The 26,054-nt window shown below is 46.9% G+C and carries 15 protein-coding genes; 6 read left to right on the top strand and 9 right to left on the bottom strand.

All coding sequences use genetic code 11. The annotated features are described in order from the left end of the window. Window positions 1–2 precede the first annotated feature (2 nt). Together prfH and J4N23_RS07965 are read left to right on the top strand one after the other, a co-directional pair. Complete coding sequence (prfH, locus tag J4N23_RS07960) at window positions 3–656, top strand: peptide chain release factor H (protein ID WP_207425021.1); 654 nt, start codon at window positions 3–5, stop codon at window positions 654–656. 29 nt (window positions 657–685) lie between these two features. Continuing rightward, a complete protein-coding gene (locus J4N23_RS07965) occupies window positions 686–1,201 on the top strand; it encodes a hypothetical protein (RefSeq protein ID WP_207425022.1) in 516 nt (171 codons plus the stop codon). A 115-nt stretch (window positions 1,202–1,316) separates the two neighbouring features. Here the strand turns inward: J4N23_RS07965 and J4N23_RS07970 are convergent, their stop codons facing one another. After that, on the bottom strand, window positions 1,317–2,000 hold the full coding sequence (locus tag J4N23_RS07970; RefSeq protein ID WP_207425023.1) for a hypothetical protein: 684 nt from the start codon (window positions 1,998–2,000) through the stop codon (window positions 1,317–1,319). Continuing rightward, the gene (locus tag J4N23_RS07975) at window positions 1,997–10,420 is read right to left on the bottom strand and encodes an FG-GAP-like repeat-containing protein (protein ID WP_207425024.1); all 8,424 of its coding nucleotides are present in this window, start codon (window positions 10,418–10,420) and stop codon (window positions 1,997–1,999) included. Before J4N23_RS07975 ends, J4N23_RS07970 begins: the two co-directional genes overlap by 4 nt. 271 nt (window positions 10,421–10,691) lie before the next feature. Between J4N23_RS07975 and J4N23_RS07980 the strand changes: the two genes are divergently transcribed. Next, a complete protein-coding gene (locus J4N23_RS07980; protein ID WP_207425025.1) occupies window positions 10,692–11,432 on the top strand; it encodes a hypothetical protein in 741 nt (246 codons plus the stop codon). Window positions 11,433–11,587: 155 nt separating this feature from the next. On the opposite strand, the gene J4N23_RS07985 is transcribed toward J4N23_RS07980, so the two are convergent. Further along, window positions 11,588–12,385 (bottom strand): hypothetical protein, encoded by a 798-nt coding sequence (locus J4N23_RS07985; RefSeq protein ID WP_207425026.1) that lies wholly within the window; start codon window positions 12,383–12,385, stop codon window positions 11,588–11,590. Between the two features lie 199 nt (window positions 12,386–12,584). Here J4N23_RS07985 and J4N23_RS07990 point away from each other — a divergent pair, with 199 nt between their 5' ends. After that, window positions 12,585–13,286 (top strand): SIMPL domain-containing protein, encoded by a 702-nt coding sequence (locus J4N23_RS07990; RefSeq protein ID WP_207425027.1) that lies wholly within the window; start codon window positions 12,585–12,587, stop codon window positions 13,284–13,286. A 155-nt stretch (window positions 13,287–13,441) separates the two neighbouring features. Here the strand turns inward: J4N23_RS07990 and J4N23_RS07995 are convergent, their stop codons facing one another. Further along, a complete protein-coding gene (locus J4N23_RS07995) occupies window positions 13,442–14,665 on the bottom strand; it encodes a PepSY domain-containing protein (RefSeq protein WP_207425028.1) in 1,224 nt (407 codons plus the stop codon). Between the two features lies 1 nt (window position 14,666). After that, window positions 14,667–17,090: a TonB-dependent receptor gene (locus tag J4N23_RS08000; protein WP_207425029.1), complete on the bottom strand. Its 2,424-nt coding sequence runs from the start codon at window positions 17,088–17,090 to the stop codon at window positions 14,667–14,669. Window positions 17,091–18,531: 1,441 nt separating this feature from the next. On the opposite strand from J4N23_RS08000, the gene J4N23_RS08005 reads away from it, so the two are divergent. Next, complete coding sequence (locus J4N23_RS08005; RefSeq protein WP_207425030.1) at window positions 18,532–18,870, top strand: hypothetical protein; 339 nt, start codon at window positions 18,532–18,534, stop codon at window positions 18,868–18,870. A 337-nt stretch (window positions 18,871–19,207) separates the two neighbouring features. Here the strand turns inward: J4N23_RS08005 and J4N23_RS08010 are convergent, their stop codons facing one another. The 3 genes from J4N23_RS08010 to J4N23_RS08020 all read right to left on the bottom strand — a co-directional run bounded on the left by J4N23_RS08010 (window position 19,208) and on the right by J4N23_RS08020 (window position 24,017). After that, window positions 19,208–21,418 (bottom strand): hypothetical protein, encoded by a 2,211-nt coding sequence (locus J4N23_RS08010; protein ID WP_207425031.1) that lies wholly within the window; start codon window positions 21,416–21,418, stop codon window positions 19,208–19,210. Continuing rightward, window positions 21,418–23,286: a transglutaminase domain-containing protein gene (locus J4N23_RS08015; RefSeq protein ID WP_207425032.1), complete on the bottom strand. Its 1,869-nt coding sequence runs from the start codon at window positions 23,284–23,286 to the stop codon at window positions 21,418–21,420. The genes J4N23_RS08010 and J4N23_RS08015 overlap by 1 nt, the downstream gene beginning before the upstream one ends. Window positions 23,287–23,495: 209 nt before the next feature. Beyond that, window positions 23,496–24,017, bottom strand: coding sequence for a hypothetical protein (locus tag J4N23_RS08020; protein WP_207425033.1), 522 nt, complete (start codon window positions 24,015–24,017; stop codon window positions 23,496–23,498). A gap of 289 nt (window positions 24,018–24,306) precedes the next feature. Between J4N23_RS08020 and J4N23_RS08025 the strand changes: the two genes are divergently transcribed. Next, complete coding sequence (locus J4N23_RS08025) at window positions 24,307–25,236, top strand: hypothetical protein (protein ID WP_207425034.1); 930 nt, start codon at window positions 24,307–24,309, stop codon at window positions 25,234–25,236. 169 nt (window positions 25,237–25,405) lie between these two features. Here the strand turns inward: J4N23_RS08025 and J4N23_RS08030 are convergent, their stop codons facing one another. After that, complete coding sequence (locus J4N23_RS08030) at window positions 25,406–25,672, bottom strand: hypothetical protein (protein ID WP_207425035.1); 267 nt, start codon at window positions 25,670–25,672, stop codon at window positions 25,406–25,408. Between the last annotated feature and the right edge of the window lie 382 nt (window positions 25,673–26,054).

Genomic DNA, 26,054 nt, shown 5'->3' on the forward strand with positions numbered 1-26,054 from the left:
ATATGGAAGAAAAGATTATTCAAATTACTGCAGGACGCGGTCCCCTGGAATGCGCGCGGGTAGTGTATAAAGTGCAGGAAATTTTCCGGAAAGAAGCAGAAGGCAGGGGAATGAAAACCGAAGTAATGGAAGCGGTAAAAGCCGAAAAAGCAGGGACACTACTTTCCACTACCCTCCGCTTAAAAGGGGAGTTGCTTGGTGCCTTTCTTTCGGGCTGGAGAGGAAGTATTCTTTGGATCGGAAAGAGCCCTTACCGGACCGGCCATAAGCGAAAAAACTGGTTCGTAGGGTTGGAAGTATTCGACCAATTGCCTCCCGCATGCAATGAAAAAGCGACAGGGGCAGAACGAGACGTTTCATTCCTGCAGGAATCAGAACTGCGCTTTGAAACCTTTCGCGCTTCGGGACCGGGCGGGCAGAACGTCAATAAGGTGGAAACAGCGGTTCGTGCTACCCATCTGCCTAGCGGACTGCAGGTACAGGTGATGGACAGCCGTTCTCAACTTGAAAATAAAAAGATAGCTATCCGCCGCCTGGAAGAAAAGCTGTATCAACTGCAGGAGCGGGCATTCAGTCAACAGCGACAGGAGCAATGGCACGAACACCATTCACTGGAGCGGGGAAACCCGGTAAGGATAATCCGGGGAACCCTTTGAGTTTTATTGATTACCAGACATTAATTATTATGGACATTTATTGTACTACAGATGAGCGGTACATTCAGGCAATAGAAGAGCTGCGATATGGAGAAGCAGCAAAGTCGCTGCGATTATTCAACGAGCTGCTGCTGGCCGATCCTGGCTATGCACGCGCTTATTTTCAGGTCGGCATTCTGAACTACTATTATACTCAGGATTATCAGGCAGCCGGATACTATTTCGGCAAATGCATAGAGCTGGAACCAGGTTTTCCTGAAGCCTACCAGGAGTTTCTTAAACTCCTGGTCTTTTTAAATATGAAGAAGAAAGCCGGAGAGCTGGCATCTCAGGCGCTCAAGGTACCGGGCATGGAGAGGTCTTTCATCTACCAGCAGCTGGGCTTGCTGGAAGAGAAAAATCAGGACGACCGAAAGGCCCTGGACCTTTATAGGAAAGCATATGCTTGTGTACTGGAGAAGGAGGAAGCTGATAATTTGAAAGAAGCGATAGGACGAGTGAAGGAGAAACTGCAAAGGGGGGAGAAATTTGTGTATAGCTGCTGAGAGACAGGTACGCTCTATGATCTCATAAAAACTCGCTTTCGTCGAGACCATAATAACGCTCCTTGCTCAGCAGTAACAAGGAGCGTTTATGCTTAACCCGTTGATAGGTATCAGCTTATTTCACACTAAATTGATAAACTACCGTTTCTGAACTGTTCCCTTTAGCATCTTTGGTAATCACCTTCCAGTAATAGGTTGTCCCACTTCTCACCGTAACATCGGTTATACTGGTTTCCTTTGTATCCGTTTTTAGCAGGGAAAGGTTGCCTTCGGTACCGAAATAAACGTCGTAAGTGCTGATATCCCAGTCGACGTCATTCCCGCTCCAGTTCAGGTTCACCTTTTGTGTCCCTTGAGGAAAACTTTCAGCCATTGCAGGTGCATTTATTGTTGCGGGGTAGGGCGCGTAAGAGCTGGAAGCCGGTCCCGAATTATAAAATTTCCAGCCTTCACTCTTCGCTGTTTCTGCTGTCTTTGATGACTTCGAAATCACGTACCAGGAATAGGGAGTGTTCCTGGAGAGCGGGACAGACAGACTTGTAGCAGAAGTGGTTTTAACTACGGCCGAATCTTTTAGCAGGTGCTTGATGTGGAGCTCGTAAGATTGCGCATTCCCGGCCGGATTCCATTTGAATTCGATAATACTTTGGCTGTTGGAAATGACACTGCCCGAAGTACACACCTGGTTCTGAAGCGGAAAAACCAAACTTGCTTTCTCCGGGGGAAGCACTGGTGTATCTTTTTTTCCTGAGCACCCCGCCAGGGAGACAATTAGCACTGATAGAATTAGCTTCCTCATTTCTTGATGACTTTTAATAATGACTCGTGTTTACCGTTCTTCACTGACAGGATATACATTGCCGGTTGCAGGTGCTGAAGATTTAATTGCAGCTGGCCCTCGGGTAGCTGAGCTATCTTTTCGTATACCACTGTTCCGCTTGTAGAAAGCACCCTTACCATCACGATATCTTCCCCGGGATTGGGAATACTTAAATTCAATAGATCGTCAAATGGGTTAGGGTAAACCCTGGCTGAAGGCAATAGATTAATTACCCGCTCAAAAACACCCTGACAGTCTTTTCCTGTCCTCACTTTTATGCGGTTAGTCCCGTTTACGAGGGGAAGCTCGATCGTACCTTGTTTAGTGGTATAAGTTGTTCCGTTAAAATCAACAACGTAGTTCTCACCGCCCGCCATTTGTAACCTCAGCTTATTTGTTTCTTCGTTGAAATTCGTATAAACCGCCAAGTCCTCAGGTTCGGTGATGCTTACCGAATAACACTGCTGATAACCGGGCTGGTCTGGTACGGTGATACAAACTGAGTACTTCCCGGCGCCAAGGTTGTTAATGTCCTTGCTAATACTAAAGGTGTAATCGGCGTTGATACCGCCCCCGGTTATGCGTGCATTATAGCTCATTGGATTTTTTGCGGTTATCTTAACCGAGCCATCATTGCTACTGCGACAGGTCTCGTTGGTATTCCTTATGTTGAAATTATCGGGGGGAAGGGCGAATATCACTTTGACTTCGACTGGCTCAGCACTGATAGAAAAAGAGCCGGCACTCAGCATAACCGAGTAAGATCCAGCCGACCTGGCTTCATAGCTTGTACCGTTGGCACCAAGGATTGGAACACCGTTTCTCGACCACTGCAAGGTGTAAGGAACCGGTATGTTCAGGGAAGACGAGAAATTCAGATTTACTTTTCCGCCCGTGATAAAAGTGGTGTTGCCTGCAGCACTAATAAAAGGCTTGGGGATGAAAGTAAACCCTTCTTTAGAGGTGCTTCCACCCGCTGTGGTAACCGAAACAGCACCGCTGGCAGCGGAACCCACCACCGCCGAAACAGAAGTGGGAGAGTTGAGGGTAAAGGAGGCCGCAGGGGTGCCGCCGATACTTACCGCGCTAACACCCGCCAGGTTTTCTCCTGTTATGGTAATGGTGCTGCCTAATCCCCCTACAGCAGGACTGAAGGAGGTAATAACAGGTGCCTTAATGAAGCTAAAACCACTTTTGGTAGCAGAGCCGCCGGCAGTTGTCACCTTTACTTGGCCGTCAGCACCTCCATCAACAATCGCAATGATGGTGTTGGGCGATTCTACGCTGAACCAGGTTGCTTCAACCCCTCCAAAGCTAACAGAAGTGGTACCTGTAAAATTCTGTCCGCTGATCGTTACCCGCGTACCTTTTGCAGCGGCAGAAGGGGTAAAGCCAGTCAGCGTGGGCGCTGGCTTATTTAAAAATGTAAAGCCGGGCAGCGATACGTCCCAGCCCTGGGCGCTAACGGTCACGCTTCCGCTGCTTCCCTTGCCAACCACTCCAATAAGGGTTGTTGGAGATACAAATATCACAGAGGTAGCATCATAATTACCGAACATGACAACGGAGTTCTCTGAAAAATTAGTACCCGTTATAGTCACCCGTTCACCTTCACCTGCTTCGGTAGGAGCAAAGGAGCTGATAGTATGCTTAACCAAATAGGTAAAATCAGCATTGCTTGTTGCTACACCTCCGGGAGATGTTACCGATATGCGGCCCGTGGCTCCTTCTCCAACTACCGCTTTGATAGTAGTGGCGGATACGACCGTAAATGAACTCGCTGGACTTCCCCCGAAACTTACCGCTGTAACATCAGATAAATTAGTTCCTGTAATAGTCACCACGGAACCAAGACTACCTCTCGATAGATCAAATGAAGTAATAAGCGGAGCAGCAGTAAAATTAAAGCCTGCTTTGCTGGCCGTTCCGCCTGCTGTTTTCACTGAAACAGGTCCCGCGCCTCCAGCACCTACAACCGCAGTGATGGTAGTAGGGGAGACGACAGTGAAAGAAGCAGCGGACACATCCCCGAAGCTTACGGCTGTTGCTCCTGAAAAGTTTGTACCACTGATCGTAACGGTAGTCCCTTCCTTGCCTGAGAGGGGATTGAATGAATTAATAACAGGCCCGGCAATGTAAGTGAAGCCTGCGATAGTGCCTTCACCTCCGGGCGTCTCTACAGACACACTCCCCGTAGATCCTGCACCTACTACGGCAGTAATACTTGTCGCCGAATTCACGGTAAAGGATGCTGCGGCCGTGCCTCCGAACTTAACAGCAGTCGCCCCGCTTAAATTAGTGCCGCTTATTGTTATGGTGGTTCCGCTACCTCCAACTGGCGGCGAAAATGTGAATACAGCAGGCTTTGGGATAAAAGTAAAGCCGGTCACGGAATCACTGCCTTCCGGCGATGTGACGGAAACAGTTCCGGAACTTCCGGTTCCAAGTGTGGCAGTAATATGGGTAGGGGATTTGACGATAAAGGTCGCCGCAGTTCCGCCAAATTTAACCTCGGTGACTCTGCCTAAATTTACACCGCTGATCATAACCGTATCGCCAGCAGCAGCTGTAGCCGGACTAAAAAGCCTAATGTCTGGTACTTGATATTTGTTAGGTAGGATCGATATGCTGTTATCTGTATAGTTGGCTACTACCAGGTCGGGGCGACCGTCATTATTTACATCGCCTGCAGACACCCAGTCGGCTCCAAGGCCAGTAGCATAATCTACCTTCCAGTCAAAAGAAAGGGCAGTATTTGTACTGGTATTCTTTAGTACAGAGACGGTTGTTCCGTAGCCGGCTTCAAAATTTACTATAGCTAAATCTGGCTTTCCTTCACCGTCCAGATCAGTGATCGCGATACCGTTGGGACCGCTGCCTGTATAGTAATCTACTTTCCCGGCAAAGGCGATGGAGCCATTAGTGCTGATGTTCTTTAATACAGATACCGTGTTGGATGCGGTGTTTAGTACCGCGATATCTAATTTACCATCTGCGTCAAGATCAGCTACAGCAGTTTGCAGGGGATCCGACCCCGTAGTAAACTGGATGCCGGCAGCAAAAGAAATGGTACCCACATTGCTGGTGTTTCTGTGCACGGAGACCGTATTCGAGAACCTGTTAGTGACTGCGAAATCTGGCTTCCCATCCATGTTAAAGTCGCCAATGGCAATTCCATAGGGACGATCGCCAGTCAGAAAATCAACTTTAGCTGCGAAAGATACCGTCCCCTCCGTGCTTATGTTTCTGAAAACAGAGGCGGTGTTGGAGGATTGGTTTACCAATACCAGATCCGTCTTTCCGTCGCCGTCAAAGTCTGTTGCCGCCACGCCATAGGAACCTCTTAAACCATCAGCGTAATCTACTTTGGTTGCAAAGGAAATAGCCCCCGGTGTACTCGTGTTCTTATAAACCGAAACAGCACTGTTACTACCCGAATTGTAATTCGTGGTAATTAAATCCAACTTGCCGTCGCGGGTAACATCTGCAATAGCGATACACACCGGTTCATTATTCGCCGGCAGGTCTAATTTCTCAGCGAGTGCCGCGTTCCCATTCGTCCCTGTATTCCTAAATACAGATATAGTGTTTGAGAATACGTTGGCCGATACCATGTCTGCTTTACCATCCCCATCGAAATCTGCCAGAGATACAGCTCGTGGCCCCCTGCCCGTCGCGATATCTGTTTTCTTCTCGAACGAAGCCTGTGTGAAGGTGCTGGCAGCACCGGGGAAAAGAACGTGGAAAGGCTTAGCTGAAAATGCTGTCAGTTCATTGGTCGTAACACTAATCGGTTCATAGGTGGCTCCCAGAGGAACGGTTACCGTAAGGGTCTTCACCGTCGCAGCAGTAACCTTAGCTTTTACCGCCCCAAAAAAAACAATATTCTCAGCCGCTATCGGACTAAAGTTTGCTCCCTGTATAGTTACAGTAGTGCCTGCCGCACCAGACGCCGGCGCAAAGGTTTGGATGAAGGGCCGTGCTTTAGGGGCATTTAGGATGACTGATACCGAGCTTGAAAAGCTATTGCTGTTCGCAGCAAGGATATCGGTCCTGTTATCATTATCAAGGTCGGCAAGGGCAACACTTGAGGGTTGCTGGCCTGTGGGTAGGTCCAGCGTTTCCGCCAATGAAATAGAACTCGTGCTGGTGTTTCTCAGTACCGATATACTGTTCGAGCTAAAATTCGCAACAGCTACGTCTACCAGTCCGTCACCATCCAGGTCATTTAGAGCGAGCCCCCTCGGATTTTTTCCGGTGGGGTAATCTGCTTTAGCATCAAAAGAAATTGAACCGATGGTACTCGTGTTTTTAATTACTGAAACAGTATGGGTAAGGTCGTTCGCAGCAATCAGGTCGGGCTTGTTGTCATTGTTTAGATCGCCGGCAGCCAGAGAAAGGAGGTAGGCGGATGCGTTAACATACGTTGATCCGGCGAAAGAAATAGAGCCTATGCTGCTCTCATTTCTACGAATATCAATGGTAGTGCTTGTCATGCTGCCTACCGCTACATCTGGTTTACCGTCTCCGTCGAAATCTGCTATAGCCAAACTTACCGGACTGCTTCCTGCGGCAAAATCTACTTTGTCAGCAAAACTGACAGTACCATTGGTACTCGTGTTTCTGAAAATGGAGAACGACTTCTCGCCTCCGTTTGTGACCACTATATCCGGTTTACCATCCTGGTCGATATCGGTAACTGCAACGGCTGAAGGATTAATTCCAGTGGTCAGATCGATTTTTGGTTGGAAGGAGATGGTGCCAGCGGTGTTGTTTATTAAAACAGATACACTGTTACCATTCTGATTTGCCGTCACTACATCCAATTTTCCATCTCCATTGAAGTCTCCCAAAGCTGCAGCAGAGGGCGATTCGCCGGTGGTGAAATTTAGTTTAGGATCGAAGGAAATCTGTTCCCTGCTACCGGTATTTTTAAGCACAGCAATCGTAGTAGCATGCGGCGATAAACTTACGCTTGTTGCGATTATTTCAGATTTTCCATCACCGTCCAAATCTCCCACCGCCACGCTATTTACTCCACCGGTTGGGAAATCGCTCTTTGGAGAAAACGTTTTGGACTCCATCTGGATGGGATTCACCTGTTTTACCATAAAGGGCTTCTGGGAATAGGCAGTCAGATTATTGACGGTTACGGTGATGGGCGCAAAGGTCGCGCTGAGGGGAACTGCTACTGTTAATGAGGTGCTGCTGGCAGCCTGTACCTGTGCTTTTACTGCACCAAAGTAAACGATATTATTTCCGGGCGTTGGACTAAAGTTCGTACCTGTGATAGTCACCGAAGTTCCGTTGACACCGGAGCTTGGGCTAAAGGAGGTGATCTTTGGGACACTGGCAGCATTCGCTTCCGGCTGGTTCGTGAGGTTACGAAGTATACTCACAGAATTTGCCGAAGTGCTGCTGTTGGCAGCGGCAAGATCCGGAACACCATCACCGTCGAAGTCATTAATGAGAATTCCCGCGGGCTCGGCGCCGGTAGCGAAATTTACGGCCGACGAAAAGTTGATTAAACCGCTGGTGCTGGTGTTTTTGTACACTGAAGCGTTATTGTTGTTTTTGTCTGAAATGACAACCTCAGGCATCCTGTCTCCGTCCAGATCAGCTACAGCAAGGCCAGTTGAGGTGCCGGAGAAAGGAAGAGTTGTGCCGGTTGAAAAGGACAGTGAGTTCCCTGTGTTGGTATTTCTAAATGCACTGACAGCTGCACCGGTAGTTACAATATCGACTTTTCCGTCGCCGTCGATGTCATTCAGCTTCAAAGACGAAACTGTGCTGGCTGCTGTAAGGCGGAGCTGTGGCCCAAAGCCGATGTAGTCGGGAGTGCTGCCGCCTCCATAGATCAGGACACTAGCAACAGTAGCGTGACCAATAACCAGGTCTTGGGTTTTATCATTATTCATATCGCCGATTGCGATGCACGTCACGGGCGCATCAGCTGTAAATACTTGTGGTAACGAGAATTGAGTTGTGTCATTGATAGAAACATTTCTGTAAATTGAAACGCGGTTCTCAAGTACATGGCCAACTACAACATCAGGCTTACCATCAAGATCCAGGTCCCCGGCAGTAATCGTAGAAGGGGCGTTTACCTGAAAGGCGAAGGGGGATGTAAATGAGATAGATCCAGCTTGACTGGTATTAAGACTCACAAAAAAACTATTGCTGCCTTTACTTACCCAAAGCAGGTCCGGTTTTCCATCTCTATTCATATCAGGCGCAGATACGGCTGCCGGATTACTACCGGCAGTAATACTTCCCTGAGAGAGATAGGCGGAACTTCCCGATGAGCTCGTGTTCCTTAAAATGCCGAGTGTACCTGCACTTGACAAACCGCCACTGTTCACAGTTACAATATCTACTTTTTGATCTCCATCAAAATCGGCCGCAACCATGTCAGTAGGAGCGATGCCTGCTGTAAAATCTATCTTGCTACGAAAAGAGTTTATATCAATCTGCGTTGTTCCGGGAAAAGACGGATAGAACGTTCTTGCCGATGTGCCGGTCAAATTCTTTGCAGTCACAGAAATAGGTTGGTTGGCAGCTGCTAATGGCACTTTGACCAGCAATGATGAGGTTGTCGCGGTCATAACTTCTCCTTTCACCGGTCCGAAGTAAACGAAATTCTGCTCAGCCTCCTGATTAAAGTTGGCACCGTTTACAGTGATGGTACTCCCTGCTGAGGCACTTGCAGGAGAGATGGTACTGATTATCGGCACATTGGCTTCATACCGAAACTTATTCAGGGAAGCGATACCGTGAGGGAGTGTTACAGAAACGCTTCCGGTGTTTCCTTTTCCTATGATTGCAGAAATACTTGTTGAAGAATTGACAGTAAAAGAAGCGGCTGGTCGGCCTCCGAAGTACACTGAATTTGCATTTAGGAGGTTTTTTCCTGTTATGGTCACTGTTTCGCCTTCAAGACCGTTTGATGGCAAAAAAGCAGTTATTTCCGAGGCGTTGCCATGCCCATTTAGTATAAATAGTTCTCTTCTATAACGGCTACTTACTGCAAGGTCTGGCTTTTTATCATCATTTAGATCTGTGAGAGCTAGTCCTGAAGGACCAGGTAGCTGATAGTCGACATGTTCGCCGAAATTAATCGTTCCCGGACTGCTCGCATTCTTTAATATGCTCACGTTCGATCCATTGGAATTAGCGACAAGAAGATCAGCTTTCCCGTCGTCATTCAGGTCTGCTGAAATGATATCTGCTGCTGAGAAAGTAGCTGGATAGTCGGTCTTTTCAGTGAGGGGAAAGGAGATATTTCCGGTAGTGCTGGTGTTTTTATAGACCGAGATATGTCGGGAAGCCGTATTGGTAACAGCGATGTCCGGGAGCCCGTCCCCATCGTAGTCGGCGGAAGTGATTTGTTTCAAATTTCCGCCTTCTCCGGCAATATCTACCCTTCCTGCAAGGGAAACCTGCCCCGGCTTGCTTAAGTTTTTAAAGACCGAAAAGGAACTTCCATCTGCATCCGTGTTCGCTGCAATGAGATCGGCAATCCCATCTCCATCAACGTCCGTCATTATAAGTGCAGTGGGAGAGTAAGGGGCCTGATAGACGCTTTTTGAGAAGGTGATACCCGTGCTGCCGCCTTCATTTCTCAAAACCGTAATTGTTCTATTCCACAGGTCGGCGGTAATTATATCTGGTTTCCCGTCGTAATCAACGTCCCTGATTAAGGCATCAAAGGCAGCAAAAAGACCAGCTATTTCCGATCGTTGAAAGCTGATCTTACCCGGTGTTCCGGTGTTTTTTAAGATGCTTATTCGCCCAGTGTTCTTGTCCATTACTACCACATCAGCCTTGCCGTCTCCATCAAGGTCTCCAGCTGCTAAATTATCAGCACCATAACCAAGGTGGTATGTAAGTTCTTCTGCAAAAGAGGTCTGTGTAGAGTTTGAAGTTGTGTTTCTGTAAAGAGAAATATAATAGGAGTCCCGGTTTATCACCAGGATATCCAATTTGCCATCGTTGTCCAAGTCGGCCAACTCCACACTTTCGGCCCCCACCCCAGTGTCGTAGCTTATCTTGGATAGAAAGGTTCCCGGCCCAATAACTGATCCGGTATATCGGGGAAGAAAAGGTTTGACTGAGTAAGCGGTGAGGCCGTTGCTGGTAACCGAAACGGATCCATAAGTGGCGCCGGCAGGGACTTGCACCTTTATCTCGGTTGCAGTAGCGGAAATAACGGAGGCTTTCTTCTTACCGAAGAAAACAATGTTATCCGGTGCGCTTGATGCAAAGCCCGTGCCGTCAATCGTAACTTCAGTACCTGCAGCACCTGAGTAAGGATCCAGTGAGGTAATGACAGGTGTTGTTTGCGCAAAAGACGAGACAATGGGTAAAATAGCTGCGATAAGGAGTAAAAATCTTCTCATTCAATTGTGATAAAAAATGTTTAAGTACAAGCGTGGATCACATCATCTATTCAACTCATCGCTATGTGGATCCCTGGGGAGAGCGCTTTGCGTTCAAATTTAGTCATTACTCTGGAAAAGAAAAGGATAAACACCTTTTTAAGAGCAAAACATAGAGGAAAGTGGTTTCGATCTCTCATCCCTTTCCTGAAATCTTTTCATCCATAGCTAACTTTCATCTAGTTCTTCTGCATATATTTATACCATTAATTCAATTGTAAACCTGAAACAAATGCAAACTTTAACCTTAAAACACATCTTAGCGCTGCTATTGATCGCTTCTGCAACACTTTCTTGTCAAAAAGGAGATGACGCTCCCGGGAAACCTGGCACTGCTGCTCAGGGGGAAGTATCTTACTTTGCTAAAGCTTTAGGGACAGGCACCAAAGCTACCGCAATAAAGTCAGCACAGGTTTTAACCGATTCAATGGTAGCTGTTAACTGGTCTTCCGCCAGCATTTGGGTAGAAAAGATTTCGTTTGTGGGAATGAGTAATAAGATGCTTGACACCACGATCATTGTTGGGAAGAATATGAATATTTTTGACAGTGATGCATTAGCAGGCGTATTTAAGCTACCTTCCGGATCTTACACTAACGTCAAGGTGAAGCTACTTTTACGGAAATCTCCAAAATCCGAATTGGCCTTTTACCTGAAGGGAACGTTTGAGAACAGCCGTGCGGGACGGGACACGGTGGTAGTGGCCAGCTCACTTCCTTTTGAAGCAAATATCGCTGTGAACGACTTCAATATTCAACCGCAGGACAATTACAAAGTGGTGTTTAATTTTAACCTTGACCGGGTATTGGCCGGAATTAAAACCCGCGCCTTAGAACATGCAGTGAGCTACAACGGCTCCAGCGATCGAAAAACTTATTATATCTGGAAAGGTGGATCGGACGATGTACCTTTTTACCAGCAGGTCAGCCAAAACTGGCAAACGGTAGCCAGTGTAGTGGTGTTGAAACAATAGAAAAGGTGGCTAAAGTTACAACCGTGGCTGATTGAAGGGCAGACATACCGTTTCATACCGTTAGATATCAGTCCTCGCCGCGCTTACCTTAGGAGGAGGGTGCGGAGCAAGGGTGCCCTCTGGCCCGAATCCGGTAATCTTAGTTGTAATAGTACCTAAGGTAAAAAAGCCCCTAAGCGAAAGATCTTAACCAGCTTTTTCATTCCTTTTTTAGATAAGGGTGCTCCTGTTTCCAGGAAGGCTTTGACGCTTTCAAACGGTTCCCCTAAGTCTAGTGCCAACAGGTCGGTCGTATATCTACGCTCCTCCATATGAAGCCCCACCACGTCCAGCAAGGTCACCTCCATAAACCGAAATTGGTCATCTTCATAGTCCCTGATCAGCGGTAGCAATGACAATAGCTCTTCATATTCTTTGGTGCCGGGTTCTGAGTTAAATATCATTAACGCCCGGAAATACAGCCGTTTATATTCCTTGTCATTCCCAATAGCTTTACGTTCTTCCTTTTCAGTTCTTTGCGACGCTTTCGCCGCTTCGGCCTGGGGGATGGGATAGTCTTCATCGCGAAGCTTGTTTGGGACTTCCTTTCGTTCGATGATCGTTTTAGTCCGCCCTCTTCCGGTCATGATCGTGATTGATTCTGCTATCAGGTCCTCCTGGATTTCTGGCATCGTAACATCGCCCGGAATACTCTTATGCTCCTTGCCTGCGTAGTGCACGTATCCCCATCTAAGACCTCGATTATAGACATAGTTAAGCTGAAACTTCCCGAAGGGACTACAGCTAGCAAAGCTGGGTCGAAAGACCGGCGAATAGAGACCATGATCAAGCCGATCTTGTTTAAGCCATGCAGACAGCGCTCTTTCGTCTTCGGGATAGGCCTTAATAAATTCTGCTAATTTGTACTTTCCGATAAGGTCCATGGTTAAAGATACAAAAAACGCGTTGTTCATCAGTTCCTTCCTGAACAGCGACTACTTTTTTACTTGAATTCGGCCTGACTTATGACAATCTCCCTCTTTATTAAAGGATTTAGATTCATCCTTTGCTGAGATGGTAAGAAAATACCCTCGGTGCTATTCCTGCAGACCTGCCTTTTTGTATTGTTACTATATTTCCCTATTTTTCTCCTCAAATCTTACAATTGCAATTATGAAATACGCCTTATCATTTATTTGTCTCCTGTTATCCGCTTGTAACTTCAGGCCTCATCAGAAAGCAGAAACGATTCGTGTGACAGGAGAAGGAAAGATCAGGGCGAAACCCGATTTGGTGATTTTGACCCTTCAGGTTTCCTTCACGCAACCCCGGATGGCCGATGCTGTTCGAATGACCCAGCAGACAGTAGATTCCGTGTTGAACATCCTTGGCCGGTACAGTTCAAACGAAAACGATATAAAAACAAGCAGTATATCTGCTAATAAGCATTACGAATATAATGGCAGAGCGAACGTATTTGCCGGGTACCAGGCAGAACAGTCCATCGACTTCGTGTTGCACGATATCCGGAAATTTACTGAACTGACGGGAAATCTGCTGGCAACAAAGATCAGTAGTATTTCGCAGATCCAGTTTGACCATTCAAAGGCCGACAGTCTCTTTAGAGAAGCCGACCTGCTGGCATACGACGATGCCCTTCAGTCGGCGAAGAAACTTAGCAGCAGGGCAAATGTAGAACTCGGGAAACTGGTTTACATCAGCAACGCGGGCAGCGCCGCTACCGACCATTCAGGCTATTCCTCAAATGACGAGATCCAAACCTTCGCCAAGGGATATGGTGGAAATGGCTTTAAAATCTCGCCAGAGGTAATGGAATTTAGACGGACAATTATTTCTGAATACGAAATCGATTAAGAAAAGGGATCATTTCTTCCTTCTGCACTGTTAAATTTAAAGAGAACTTGTTTCCGGCTGTTTCAGAAATTGCCCGAGTTGTTGCGGTCTTGATTCATCAACGGCTTTATATCTCTTTTCTCCAATCGAGATGAAAGCGGTATCACTTATAACCTTCATTCCCTTATGACAACTCCGTTCCCTCCTTGACGCCGTTTTCTCGGTAATCTGGCCGCTTTTCTGGCTTTCTTTCGTCGTCCCCACCAGATGATAAAGCCGGTAACCGGTAAACTTGCCGCAATAAGGCTGGCGATAAAGGCGATGATCTTCCCGGTCAGCCCCCAAACAGCACCCACATGAATATCGTAGTTCATCTTTATGATTTTCTCCCCGTTATTCTTGTCGGAGAAATTCTCCCTGCCCAGCAGCTTGCCGCTGTATTGGTCGAGCTTCAGCACATCTGCGTCGTAATAGGTTTCCGTCCCGTAATAGCCAGTGGCAGAAATCGCCCCCGATGCATCTTTTGCGGGTGAAAGCGCGATCCTCTTGGCATCCGGAAAACGGGAAAGCGCTTGCAGATAGGCTGCCTGAAGCGGATCTTTTACAGGAACAGCGGTAGAATCAGAGCTGTAGACCTTCTTGACAGGTGGAGTGACCGACTGTGAGGCGACTACATAGACCGCCGTCTGGAACCATTTCATTGCCCAGTTCATGCCGGTGAGGGCCAGAATCAACAGGATCAACATAGCGTAGAAGCCTGGGACATTGTGCAAATCATAATTTAGACGCTTAAAACTAGCCCTCCAGTTGATGCTAAAACTTTTGCGCAAATTATGGCGGTTCCAGTTCCTGGGCCACCACAGGATCAGGCCGGTGATGAGGAGTACCACAAAGATCAGGGTAGCATAACCAACAATGGGCTGTCCGTACTTGGTATTGAGCAGCAAACTCCAGTGCAGGTATTTAACGATGATGAAGAAATCCTGCTTGTAGTCCTTCAGCCCTGTAAGCTCCCCGGTGTATGGATTAAGGAAGGCCGATTTGTAGGCTTTCACTGTATCGAAGAACCAAAGCGCTTCTTTGTCGCCTGGTTCAAACACCATAAACTCCCAGGCATGCTGCTGATCTCTATAAGTAGTTATGGAATAGACCTTCTGCTGGAGCGCTTTTTCCGCCCGTTCCTTCAGTTCACCGATCGGCAGGAGGGAGCTGCCGGCGGCTGGCGGCTCAATATATAGCGTCTCCCGGTCTGCTACCTGCGAAATCTCTTTATGAAATACGTAGAGGCAGCCAGTTACCGCGACTATAAACACCACCAGCCCGGACGCTAGTCCGAGCCATAGGTGTAAAAATGAGGAGATCTTCTTCTTTTTTGGGTTCGAAGGGCTTGTCGCTGCCATTTTACAGTTTGAAAGCAATACCCGCCAGCACACTTCTTGGAAGCTGCGGCTCTACCGTTGTCCAACCTTTATAATAAGTTTCATTGCTGATATTATCCACTTTCAGGCTGATTCTATATAAGCGGGCATTATAAAAGGCCGTGGCATTCAGAACGGTATAAGCCGGGATAGAAAATACCCCCGTAGCAGCTGAGTTGGTGATCAAATTTTCACTTGCATAATTTCCACCGAAACCAAAGCCCAATCCTTTTAATGCTCGTTGCTGTATGGAATAGCTGATCCAAGCGTTCACCAGGTGCGCCGGGCCCGCAGTGACCGGCCGACGGCCTTGTACTCCAGCGGCGGCTTTCGTCATTTTGCTGTCGTTATAGCTATAGCCTGCTACGATGTTCAGCCCCTTTAAGGGATTGCTCACGACGTCAGTTTCAAATCCTTTGCTCGTCTGTGTTCCATCCTGAATCGTTACGTTGTAAGGAGTTCCGTTTACTGTGATAGTTTCGGCACGTGTCATATTCGATACAGTAATGTCGTAATAGCTCGCAGTAAGACTTAGTTTATTTCGGAAGATATCAAGTTTTACCCCACCTTCCAGCTGGTTTGCATGTTGCGGTTTGAAGGTTCCTGAATAGTCAGGAAGCGGCTGAGTGACAGGCGCTACGTTTTTAAAGCCATTCATGTAATTTCCGAATAGCGCAACCTTGTCTTTAACTACCTGATAAACCAATCCCAATTTGGGAGACCAGGCGGTTTGCAGGTACTTTCCGGTGGTTGAACCATTGCTTTGGTTAAAAGTGCCCCGGTTATCGAAGCGGTCCACGCGAACACTTAACATCGCCATCAGTTCTGGTGTGATATTTAATACGTTAGAGACGTACGCACCGTAGACGTTATTTAGCAAGGTGTTCTTTGTGAAAGCCGCAGTACTTGCTGCTAATTTCGCTTCCACTGCGGCTTCGTTTAGTTTTCCATAGTTGGCGTCGTCTGCTTGAACAGAATTTACCTGATCAAATAAGATATAGGGTGAATTGTTATTGCGCGTTTCCAGTCTCAATGCGTCGAATCCGGCCACCAGCCTGTTTCTTAGTCCGGCAATCTGGAAGTCGCCCGTGAAGTTCTGCTGGAAGTTTCCGGAAGTGCTGATAGAGTTCTGGTCGGCCACATACCGATTCAGCAGATCATCGGTAGCACCGATGAACATGACATACTGGTAAAGGCCGTTTGACTGGCGGTTGCTTCTGGAGAAGCTGGTTTGCGAGGTCCAGGAGTCAGACAGTTTGTAGGTGATCTGACCGAAGATATTACTGGTAGGAGTTTGAAAAGTAACGTCATTACTGGTGTAGGAGCGCTCGAAATTAAAGTTCAATTCTGCGGGTGTCCTGGCGATCAGCTGGCGACTTCTGTTTAGAAATACCATCAAGGGATTAGTGCCCTCATAATTGTAAAATTGCGCATCCAGGTTCAAACGTAGGCGATCGCTTACCTTGTATTCAAGGGCCGGTGCTACAAAAAAGGACCGCGAAAAGCCTGCATCCTGAAAGCTGTTGCGGTAATTGTAGGCCGTGTTAAGGCGCCCCGTCAGTTTACCGTCCTTGCTCACCGGCCCATAAATATCGCCACTAAGTCTGTTTAGGTCAAAGCTACCTGTTGTATAGCTTAGCTCGCCACCAAGCGTATCAAGTGGTCTTTTGGTCACGATGTTGATCAAACCGCCGAAATTAGTCAGGGCACCGCCGAAAAGTGTACCGGATGGACCTTTGATTACCTCGATCTTTTCAATGTTCGCTGGATCCAGATCTCCGTTAGTCAGGCCTGCAATCCCGTTTACCATTGAAGCTTGGGTGGCAAACCCGCGGAGATTATAGTAGGCTGCTCCATCGCCTGCACGGCCGGTAGAAGACCAAAGCTTGTCGATTCCAGAGGAATTTTTCAAAGCATCATTGAAATTAATCGTCATCTGCAATTGCATCAACTCTTTGTTGATCGTGGTGTATACTTGCGGATTCTCCAGGTTCTCCAGGGGTAATCTCGCTACCGATTCACTTTTTCTGGTATGAAGCGTATTTACTTTCTGGGAAGAGATAGTGACCTCTTGCAATCGTGCAGCATCAGCGCTAAGTACAAAGTCCGCGACAATTGTCTCACCAGCACCCAGTTCTACAGTTTTTTCCTGGGCAAGCGAACCTACCGCAGTCACCCGTACCATATAGGCGCCGGGGCGTAGCTCATTGAATGAATACTCTCCTGCAGTATTCGTCGCCGTGCCGCGTCCTTTTCCTTTCAGCATTACGGATATTTTCTCAGCTGGCTTTCCATCGGGTGTGCTTATGCTGCCCCGGATAGTACCGGTAGATTGGGCAAAAAGGCTGCTAAAATTCAAAAGGACAACGCTAAGTAGAAGTGTTAAAAAAGGTATCTTTTGTTTCATCTTATTTGGATTGATTCTAAGTAAGGGCAAAAGAAGCACCTTTTTTTCTTTTTCACAAATAAATTAGATTAAATCTAAATAGTAACTATTAATTAATTTAGTATCGCCCTGATGACTAAGAGTGCTGGTTGTTAATTGCAACTCAAATTCACTACCGCTGATCCCGGGCCGGACTTCCCTTAGGGTTGGAAAAAGTTCCTGAATCAGCAGGGTTTGAGCCAGGGAAGAGGGCATTGGCTGGTTGGCTGAAGTGAAAGCCCGTGCGTCTTGGTCCCAAACAGGCGCAGCCCTCGAACGCTAATGCAGGAACTGTGCGGTTGACTTGTGCGACAAAGGCACCTTGAGATCCTTTTATCTTTTTGTCTTGCACAAAAAGAAACCATGCCGAGCGAAGCGAGACCATGAACTCCAATAACAATCAAATCAACCCTTGTTCGGATTGCAAATGCTGTGATAGGGCTTTTTAATTTTATTCAAAAGCTCCGGAATTTTTCTCCGCTCATGGCCGCGGAAAGGCCTAGTCCTTTTGTCTTGACACAAAAGGAAACAATGCCGAGCAAAGCGAGACCATGAACACCATTAAATAACAAATAATTTGTGAATAACGTCAAGCCTTCCCGAATGTTCCTTGGCCGCACATAGCAACCGCACAAATTTGCTCATCAGCTCGGGGCCTTGGCTGCTTGTCCCCTGAAACGCGCAAACCTTCGCTTCAGACAACCAGCCAAGGCCCCATCCCCAAGCACAAGCCAGCTGATGCGCAAATTTTTCCCGAAACTTACGGGAAGGCGGGCCCATTGATCAACGTAGCTGCAAGTTTTCGACAAAGCTAACCGTACTACCCTCGATAAAAAGGTACTGCAGTTGAAGCAACAATCATATTTAGTACTAACGTTTATCCGGAGGGCCGGACTTCCCTCAGTGCCGGAAAAAGCTCTGGCAGCAGTAGGCCTGTGTAATGGGAAAGGGCATTGGCTGGTTGCGAAGCGAGGGATATGGGTATGAGGGCAAAGCAGCCCAGCCCTTGAGCGCTGCTGGCAGAACTGTGCGGTTGCCTTGTGCGGTAAAGGCACCTTGGGAAGTCCTTGAGTTTTTCAGTGTTTTAATTGATTTTTAATGGCCTGAAAGAAATCGCTTCGCTAAGTTTTGGTTACTTTTCTTTCAAGAGAAAAGTGACGAGAAACACAGGCACCCTGGGAAGTCCTTGAGTTTTTCAGGTGTTAATTTGATTTTTAAAGGCATGAAAGAGATCGCTTAGCTAAGTTTTGATTACTTTTCTTTCAAGAGAACCGACCGAAGGGAGTTCATGAGTGCCGATGAAAACCAATAATCAGACGAATAAAAGTGACAAGAAAGGCCTGAGAGAGAATGCTTCGCTAAGTCTTGCTTCTTTTCTTTTTGTCTTGACACAAAAAGAAACAAAAAACTCAAGCCTTCCCGAATGTTCCTTGGCCGCACATACCAACCGCACAAATTTGCTCATCAGCTCGGGGCTGCGTCTGCTTGTCCCCTGAAACGCGCAAACCTTCGCTTCAGACAACCAGCCAATGCCCCATCCTCCCGCACAAAGTCAGCTGATGCGCAAATTTTTCCCGGAACTTACGGGACGGCCGTCCCATCGATCAACAACAAAGCTGACCGTACTACCCTCGATAAAAAGGTACTGCAATTGAAGCAACAATCATATTTAGTACGAACGTTTATCCGGAGGGCACGGACTTCCCTCAGTGCAGGAACTGTGAGGGACCTTGAGCGAAAAGGCACCTTGGGAAGTCCTTGAGTTTTTTAGTGTCTAATTTGATTTTTAAAGGCCTGAAAGAGATTGCTTCGCTAAGTTTTGGTTACTTTTCTTTCAAGAGAAAAGTGACAAGAAAAGCCGGAAAGTGATCGCTTCGCTAAGTTTTGGTACTTTTCTTTCAAGAAAACCAACCGAAGGGAGCTCATGAGTGCAATGAAGACCAACAATCAGACGAATAAAAGTGATAAGAACCAAAGGCACCTTGGAAATTCTTCGAGTATTTCAGGCACAAAGCATCAGCGCTATCGTATTATCGCCACCACAATTCACAAAAAAGCCAGGCGCCCAATCAGAACACCTGGCTTTTCTTAAACAAAAACTAATTTACCTTCTCCAGTAACACCTTCTTCAAGCCCAGCGCACTGCCTTCCTCAATTAGTTCAGCAAGAAGAGGCCAATCTGCAGCCTTTTCGAAATAATTGGTGTAAGAACGACTGATGGTGATACGAAGCGTTTCCCCTTCCACAGCTGCCCTGGAACTGAATGCTCCGGTTTTATTCTTTTTCTCTGCATTTAAGTCTTCCAATCCTTTAACCCTGTAACCCTTAGGTACGGCCAGATTGATGGCATACTGAAATGTCCTTGGTCCTGACATATACACATCCACTGTGCGGGTCCGGCTTTCATCATCCAATTTAAGAAAAGAGCCAGCCAATTTTCCAGCCTCAACGATGTAGTTGTTGCCTGCTTTCTTGACAAAATTGTCCAGCACGAATGTGGCCGTATACTCAAACTCAGGAGCTGACGCTTTCAAGCCCGAGTTGAGGATCTTGTAGTTGCTGAGTTGTTGTGGCTCCTGGTCGAAGTGTTCTTTGATCTCTGAAGAAAAATTGTTCTTCTCGTCAAGCCTTGCCTTTTCAAAAGCCGCCTGATAGTCATCTACCATTTTCTTAGTGATATAGTTCTTTGACAAACGTGTTTGAAGCGGCTTGCCTTTTACGAGTGCCGTCAGTTCCCGGTCGATATCCTCCATCAGCAACAGGTGAGCCTGAACATCGCTCCGAAGGAAGCCGCGCTGTTTGCTCGTTCGGGTAATTTTTACCTTCTGCGGCGCTTCGTTAAGCAGGCTTACATGAAGTACTTCCGATAAAGTATTCTCGTCACTGCTGCCTGCCGGGAGCACTGTTTCGCTTTTTGTAAAGTTCGTTTCAAACTTGTTTTTTCTGTCAGGTTTCAGCACAATAGCTTTTTCGCCCAGAAACATGTGAGGAATTTCATTATACAATCCTGTAACGCTGTTAAAAAACAGATAGATGGGTTTCGCTCCCTTCACCCGGATAAAGGTTTCCAGGGGAGTATCTCGCTTTTTAGCATCTAACGCCGGCGAGAATCTGGAAGCTGCAAGCAGAACGTCGTGATCAATTTTCAAATCAATGAGGTTCTGACTGAACACCGCGGCATTGTACAAGCTCTTGGCTGTCCTGGAATTGCGTGCGTTCGACATATCCATCTCTTCTCCATCATAAAAGCAAAAGAGGGAATGTTTCCAGGTGTCGTATAGCTTGCAGATCACGCTGTCCAAAGGCACTGCCTTCAATTGTTTAGCACCTCCGAAGTAGTCTTTTACTTTAGTGCTGATCTCCGGATCTGCCACCCCTGTCCTTGCATCATACATGTTTTTCAGCGTCTCTATATGGGCGTCAACTACAGGCAGAGTCGACTCCTCTCGGGTTGAGCCTTTTCCTACAAACGTCCCTGACACCGAGATGTAGGGGAACTGACGGTAGGGGGACGACCAGATCAGGCCCTTATGCTTGGGAAGGTTACTGAGTTGAGCTGTCAGAATATGGTCTTTATCACTGTTCGTGGTGATCTTTAGTTCAGGAGCCCCATTGCCACTCATCTGCCTGACCACAATGTTGGGTCCGTAGCGGAAGTGGATCTTATAGTTTAGCACCGGGTACTCATCTTTCAGGAAAAATACATAATTGTTATCGTCGTAGTTGTCAGCATATCCTTCGGTAATCTCCGAGGTAGCAATGTAGTAATCGATGATATCACCGACGCTGAGGTTGGACACCGCAATTTTTCCGGCCTCGTCTTTTTTATCCTTCAGCAGCACCTGTTCATCAATATCTACCTCAATGGTTTTACCATCGGATTTCAGAATTTTGATACCAATAAATGTCTCTGCCGTATTTCTCAGCTTTGACACGCCGAAGTGACTGGTATTGTCCAGCCTTTTCTGATATTCGATGGTCGAAAATTCCTCCAGGGAAGATTTGTCGTTCAGTTTTACTCGTTCACGGAAAATCGTTGTTTTATCGGTACGGGCCACATTGCCGGTTCCGCCGGATGCACCCCATTTAAACCTGCTGCCCTTGGTCCGCTGCAGGTCAAAGTAACGGGCCAGCACCACAGCACTTTCAGAATTCATACCTGCAGGCGCCTCCTTCAGTTCAAAGCCAGGTGCCGGAGTCGCCCATACCTGCTTCTTTATCTCTTCCGCCTTTTGCTGGTAGCTCAGTTTCTGCCCGAAGGCCAGGCATTGGACCAGCAGCAGGGGGGTAATAAGTAAGGTTTTTTTCATTATGATTTTGGTTTTAGAATAACTGTTTCGTTGTACGCTGTATTTAACTTCTTAATGTCCGCGTTCCACTGCGCAAACTGAGCACGTTGAATACGGGGATTTTGAAAGCGCAACGTTTTTTTATAAAATACTTTGTCGCCTTCTTGTCGGTAGGAGATTTTGAATTCATAGTTGGCATTACGAATGGAAAGATCTTGGGGAAGGCTTCCCACAGTATAATCCGAAGGTATTTTTAGCTCCGTTTCTCGTTCGATATTGAACTTGTAAGGAAGCCAGTAGTCGTGTCTCCGGCTAGCTTCATCGATCTGGAAGTTGCCAAACTCCTTCCGCAGATCCATCTCTACATAATATTCTTTATCGAAAGAGCTGATCCCGCTCTTCTGTACCACGTTGTACCGGATGCTCAGCTCCTCATCATAATTGTTCAGATCAGAGGTGGTCACATTCTTCACCGTGTTTTCTTCGCCGCTGCTCAAATACTTCATTAAACTATTTTCGTAGTCACTTTTTTTCAAAGCATTAATGCGGCTAAGCATATACTCTTTCTCTTCTCCTTTATAGCTGTGCTGAGCAGTCCCCTGCAAGGCAGCAGCCTGCAGATTTAGCAGCCTTTTTTCATAATCCAGGTTCTGGGAAACGCTGGTAGCAGGGATTTTAGACAAAATGTATTTTTCACCATCTTCTATCAGCACCTGCCGGCCCTGGATGCGTTCGGCATACTCGTTAAAAGGCAGGTAAGTTTCTGTCGCGTCCAGAAAATACTGCTTCCCTTTATAGTTGACTGCACAGATCATGTGGTTATCTACGGCTAACGAAGGAGTACTGTAATCATAAGCAATGTGATTGGTTCCAATCCAGCACAGGCGGGCATCAAACCCCAGGGCGACCAGAAGATTTTTAGTAAGATTAGCCATGCCTTTGCAGTCGCCGTACTTTTTCCTGAGTACTTCATCGGCTTTGTCGGGTCTGAAGCCGGCAATACCATCTTCAAAAGCGATGTAACGGACGTTATCCTGCACCCAATAGAAGATCTTCTTGATTTTCTGCAGGTCATCGCTCAGTCCCTGCGTTAGTTCAAGTGCCTTGGCCTTCACGGCCTCCCTGTTTTCACCGTTTACTGCAACAGCCTTGTACCAGGCATACTGGTCGGCAAGGGTATTGAAATAGGTGATCGAAGTGCCATTATAGCTGGCTGATTTTGGTAAAAAAAGCAGGTGAGGGTAGAGGTAGGTGGGACCAGGGCTTTCCGGTTCTGCCTTTTGAGGAGCCAGATTACTGACCTGGTAGGTGAATACGTCGGCATCGTCACGCTTATCATAGCGGACGGTTTTGAAGATGTTGGGGCCGAAATTCAACTCTTTGATGTCGAGCTTCATCCACCTCGGTACAGATACACGGATCTCACGCGATTGTATCCGGTAGGGCTCCGTGAAATACAGGTTGCAGAAATACCTGGGGTCTTCTGTTGTTTTTACAATCGTGGAAGTAGCCTTATTCCCCTTTTCTTTAAGAACAATTGGGAAATGACAAACCCGGGCATCTGAATAGAAAATCCCGTCAATCGAATGGTGGCTATATTGCGGGCTGAAGCCCAGAGGCTTATACCCATTCACCGTGCAGCTTACCTGATCGATTTCGGTGTCGTTATCATAGAACTCCGCCACCTGGATATTGGCATTATAACCCTCGGCCAGATAGTTCAGTACCTCCTTTTGTCGCACTTTCACCTGCGACGTCTTTCCGTTCCACTCGAACTTGATCTCGGTCACGGCACTGGTGATTAGAACACTTGAATCGGGCTCGACAGCAAAAGATTTGATAACAGCAACAAAGGCTATCATCAATGACAGAAACAGATTCTTTAACATAAGAATATAAATTTGATAGAGCGCTTGTAACCGGTTAGTCCGGATGCGGGGTTCTCAGGTCGTTGGGAGCTGATTCCAACCTCGCAGCTTCGGGAGAGCGTTTGAAGCCGGAGTTGTGATAATACTTAATGAGCGGGATTTCTCAGCTTTCTTTAAAATGAATGAACGCTATTGCTTTTGTTACCATTCTCAGGAGGGAAGCCCGGAACCTACTTTCTTCCGCCGCCGAACATCCAGCCCAGCTTAAGGGAAGCATAATCGCCGTTGAAGCCGTAAGTCTTCAGTAACTTATTGTATTCGAGTCCCAGTCGGAAGTGTCCCGTTTCAAATCCGGTCCGCGCAAGAATGGCAGGGCTGTCTTTGTGGGTCAAGCGTTCTCCTGATTCATCTACGGCTGCCGCGTCCAGCACACCTACACCAATGCCAAACAGGGGACGTAGTCCATTCGTGTTCAGATAGTAGTCGCCGGTAGCCATGTAGGAGCCCGCCAGGTCGTCAAATTCAATTCTGCTTCCGGCAGCATAAATCCGTTCTCCGCTTTCCAGCCGAAGACCGAAGGTGAGTTTATCGTTGATAGCATACTTAGGTTCCATCGCTAACACGACACCTACGTCGCCTCCCTTACCGGTGGCCATGGTCGGCCCCACTGCAAGCTCTACTTTAAAGGCTTTAAAAGATTGTGCGCACACACTAGCCTTCGCACCCAGTGCTAAGGCCGCAACTAACATCATACGTTTCAATTGTGACAAGTTTTGCTCAAATATAGAAAAGAAGCTTTGTTTTTGCATAAAGCTTCTTTCGTCGGAGAGAAAAAAAGTACCTTCAAACGAAAGCATGCCCTTGAGATTTTTCTGCCCTAAAAACAAGAAACGAGGACTTATCTGGGTCAGCTCCCAAGCTACCGCGGGGGAGGCTGAAGTCCTATTGAACTTGGTTGTTTGTGTACGTTCTTTCTCCTTTTGTTCATTAAAATTCTTTGTCCTATCATTGTATTCGATTTTTTAAAAAAGCCGATACCTTATGCCAAGAATTTTCACTACTACAATTGCCTTGATTATATCGCTGCACGCTTCTTCACAGATAAATATGAAAGATTCGACGATGCAGGTCATCGCTTACTGGAATAAGCAGGAAAAGCAGACTTATCATATCGTAGATGAAAAATTCAAGGTGACAGATAGCGATACTACTTCGAGGGAAACTACGGAGTACGATGTCGAGATCACCGTAAGCGACTCCACAGCTAATTCTTTTACGGTTCAGTGGCTTTATAAAAACGTGAGGGTGAAAACAGATAATAAATTTATTCAGAAGGTGGCCGGCCTCTCAGAGCAGCTTCCCATTGTGTTTAAAACGGATGAAATGGGTGTCTTTCAGGAGGTGCTAAACTGGAAGGAAGTCAGTGACTACATAAAAAAAGCAACAGCTCTACTGCGGGAGGAGTTTAAAGGCACGCCCAAATTGAAGGAAATTACCGGGCAGGTAGAACAAAGATTTAGCACTAAGGCCGGCATCGAAGCATCAGCGATAAAAGATATTATTCAGTTCCACAATTTTTACGGCGGAAAATACACCTTACACGAAGAGGCGACCGGAAAAACCAAAATGGCGAATCTGTATGGCGGGGAGCCTTTCGATGCAGAAGTCTCTGTTATTTTGGAGGAGATGGATGAAAAGGAAGATACCGGAATCATAAAATCCTGGCAAACTATCGATTCTAAACAGGTGACCGAAGCAACGTATGAATATCTAAAAAAGATGGCTTCTAGCTTGGGTAGCCCTGCCCCTAAACGTGAAGATCTTCCTGACATGACAATTGAAGACTACCTCGGATCCAGTTTTCATGCCTCCTCAGGCTGGCTTCTTTACAGTGTTCTTGAGCGAACTACAAAAGGTGACAATATCACGCAGATCGACAAGAGGACAATTGAGCTGGTTACGGAGGAGTAATGGAGGTGCAGCGTAGTCAGAACCGCGGGGAGCTATGAAAGACGCCGTCTGGAGCTCTCTATCTCTGCAGTAGAACTGCACTTTTCTTCGTCATCCTGAAATTTACGCTGAACTTATTTCAACCCTATTTCAGTATCTCTAGAACCCCTTTTTACACTTAACCAGGTGCTCACGACTTACCCAAATACTCTCTTAACGTACTTTCAATTTTTCCACAGCCCACCAGGAAGGGCTTATCCTCAATGCTGATATTAAAACCCTGCCCTTCCACCATATAGGCTCCGGATACCTTACCGAGAGGAGTAGAAATAGCAAAGCTGCCAGCTGAGGAGCTGCCATTAAAAGTTCCGCCCGCCTGCGCAATAGCAGTCTGAGCCTTGGCAACAAGGGATTCCGCCGAGCCTTGAAAGGGGATTGTAAAGTTACATTTAGCCATAAGGATTGTTTTTTTGTTTACAACGTGAGGAGCTTGAAATAGTTTAGGTCACTATTGTCTTCCTAAATTCATCTGATTGATACCTACTAATGTTATTACTACGTTTGATCCGGAGGGCTGTGTGAGAAAGGCACCTTCGGTTGCCCTCATAGCCGGGCAGGCCTAGTCCTTTTGTCTTGACACAAAAGGACCCAAAAGTCAAGCCTTCCCGAATGTTCCTTTGCCGCACATGCCAACCGCACAAATTTGCTCATCAGCTCGGGGCTGCGTCTGCTTGTCCCCTGAAACGCGCAAACCTTCGCTTCAGACAACCAGCCAATGCCCCATCCTCCCGCACAAAGTCAGCTGATGCGCAAATTTTTCCCGGAACTTACGGGACGGC

It is taken from the genome of Pedobacter sp. SYSU D00535, assembly GCF_017355855.1.
Classification (GTDB): domain Bacteria; phylum Bacteroidota; class Bacteroidia; order Sphingobacteriales; family Sphingobacteriaceae; genus Desertivirga.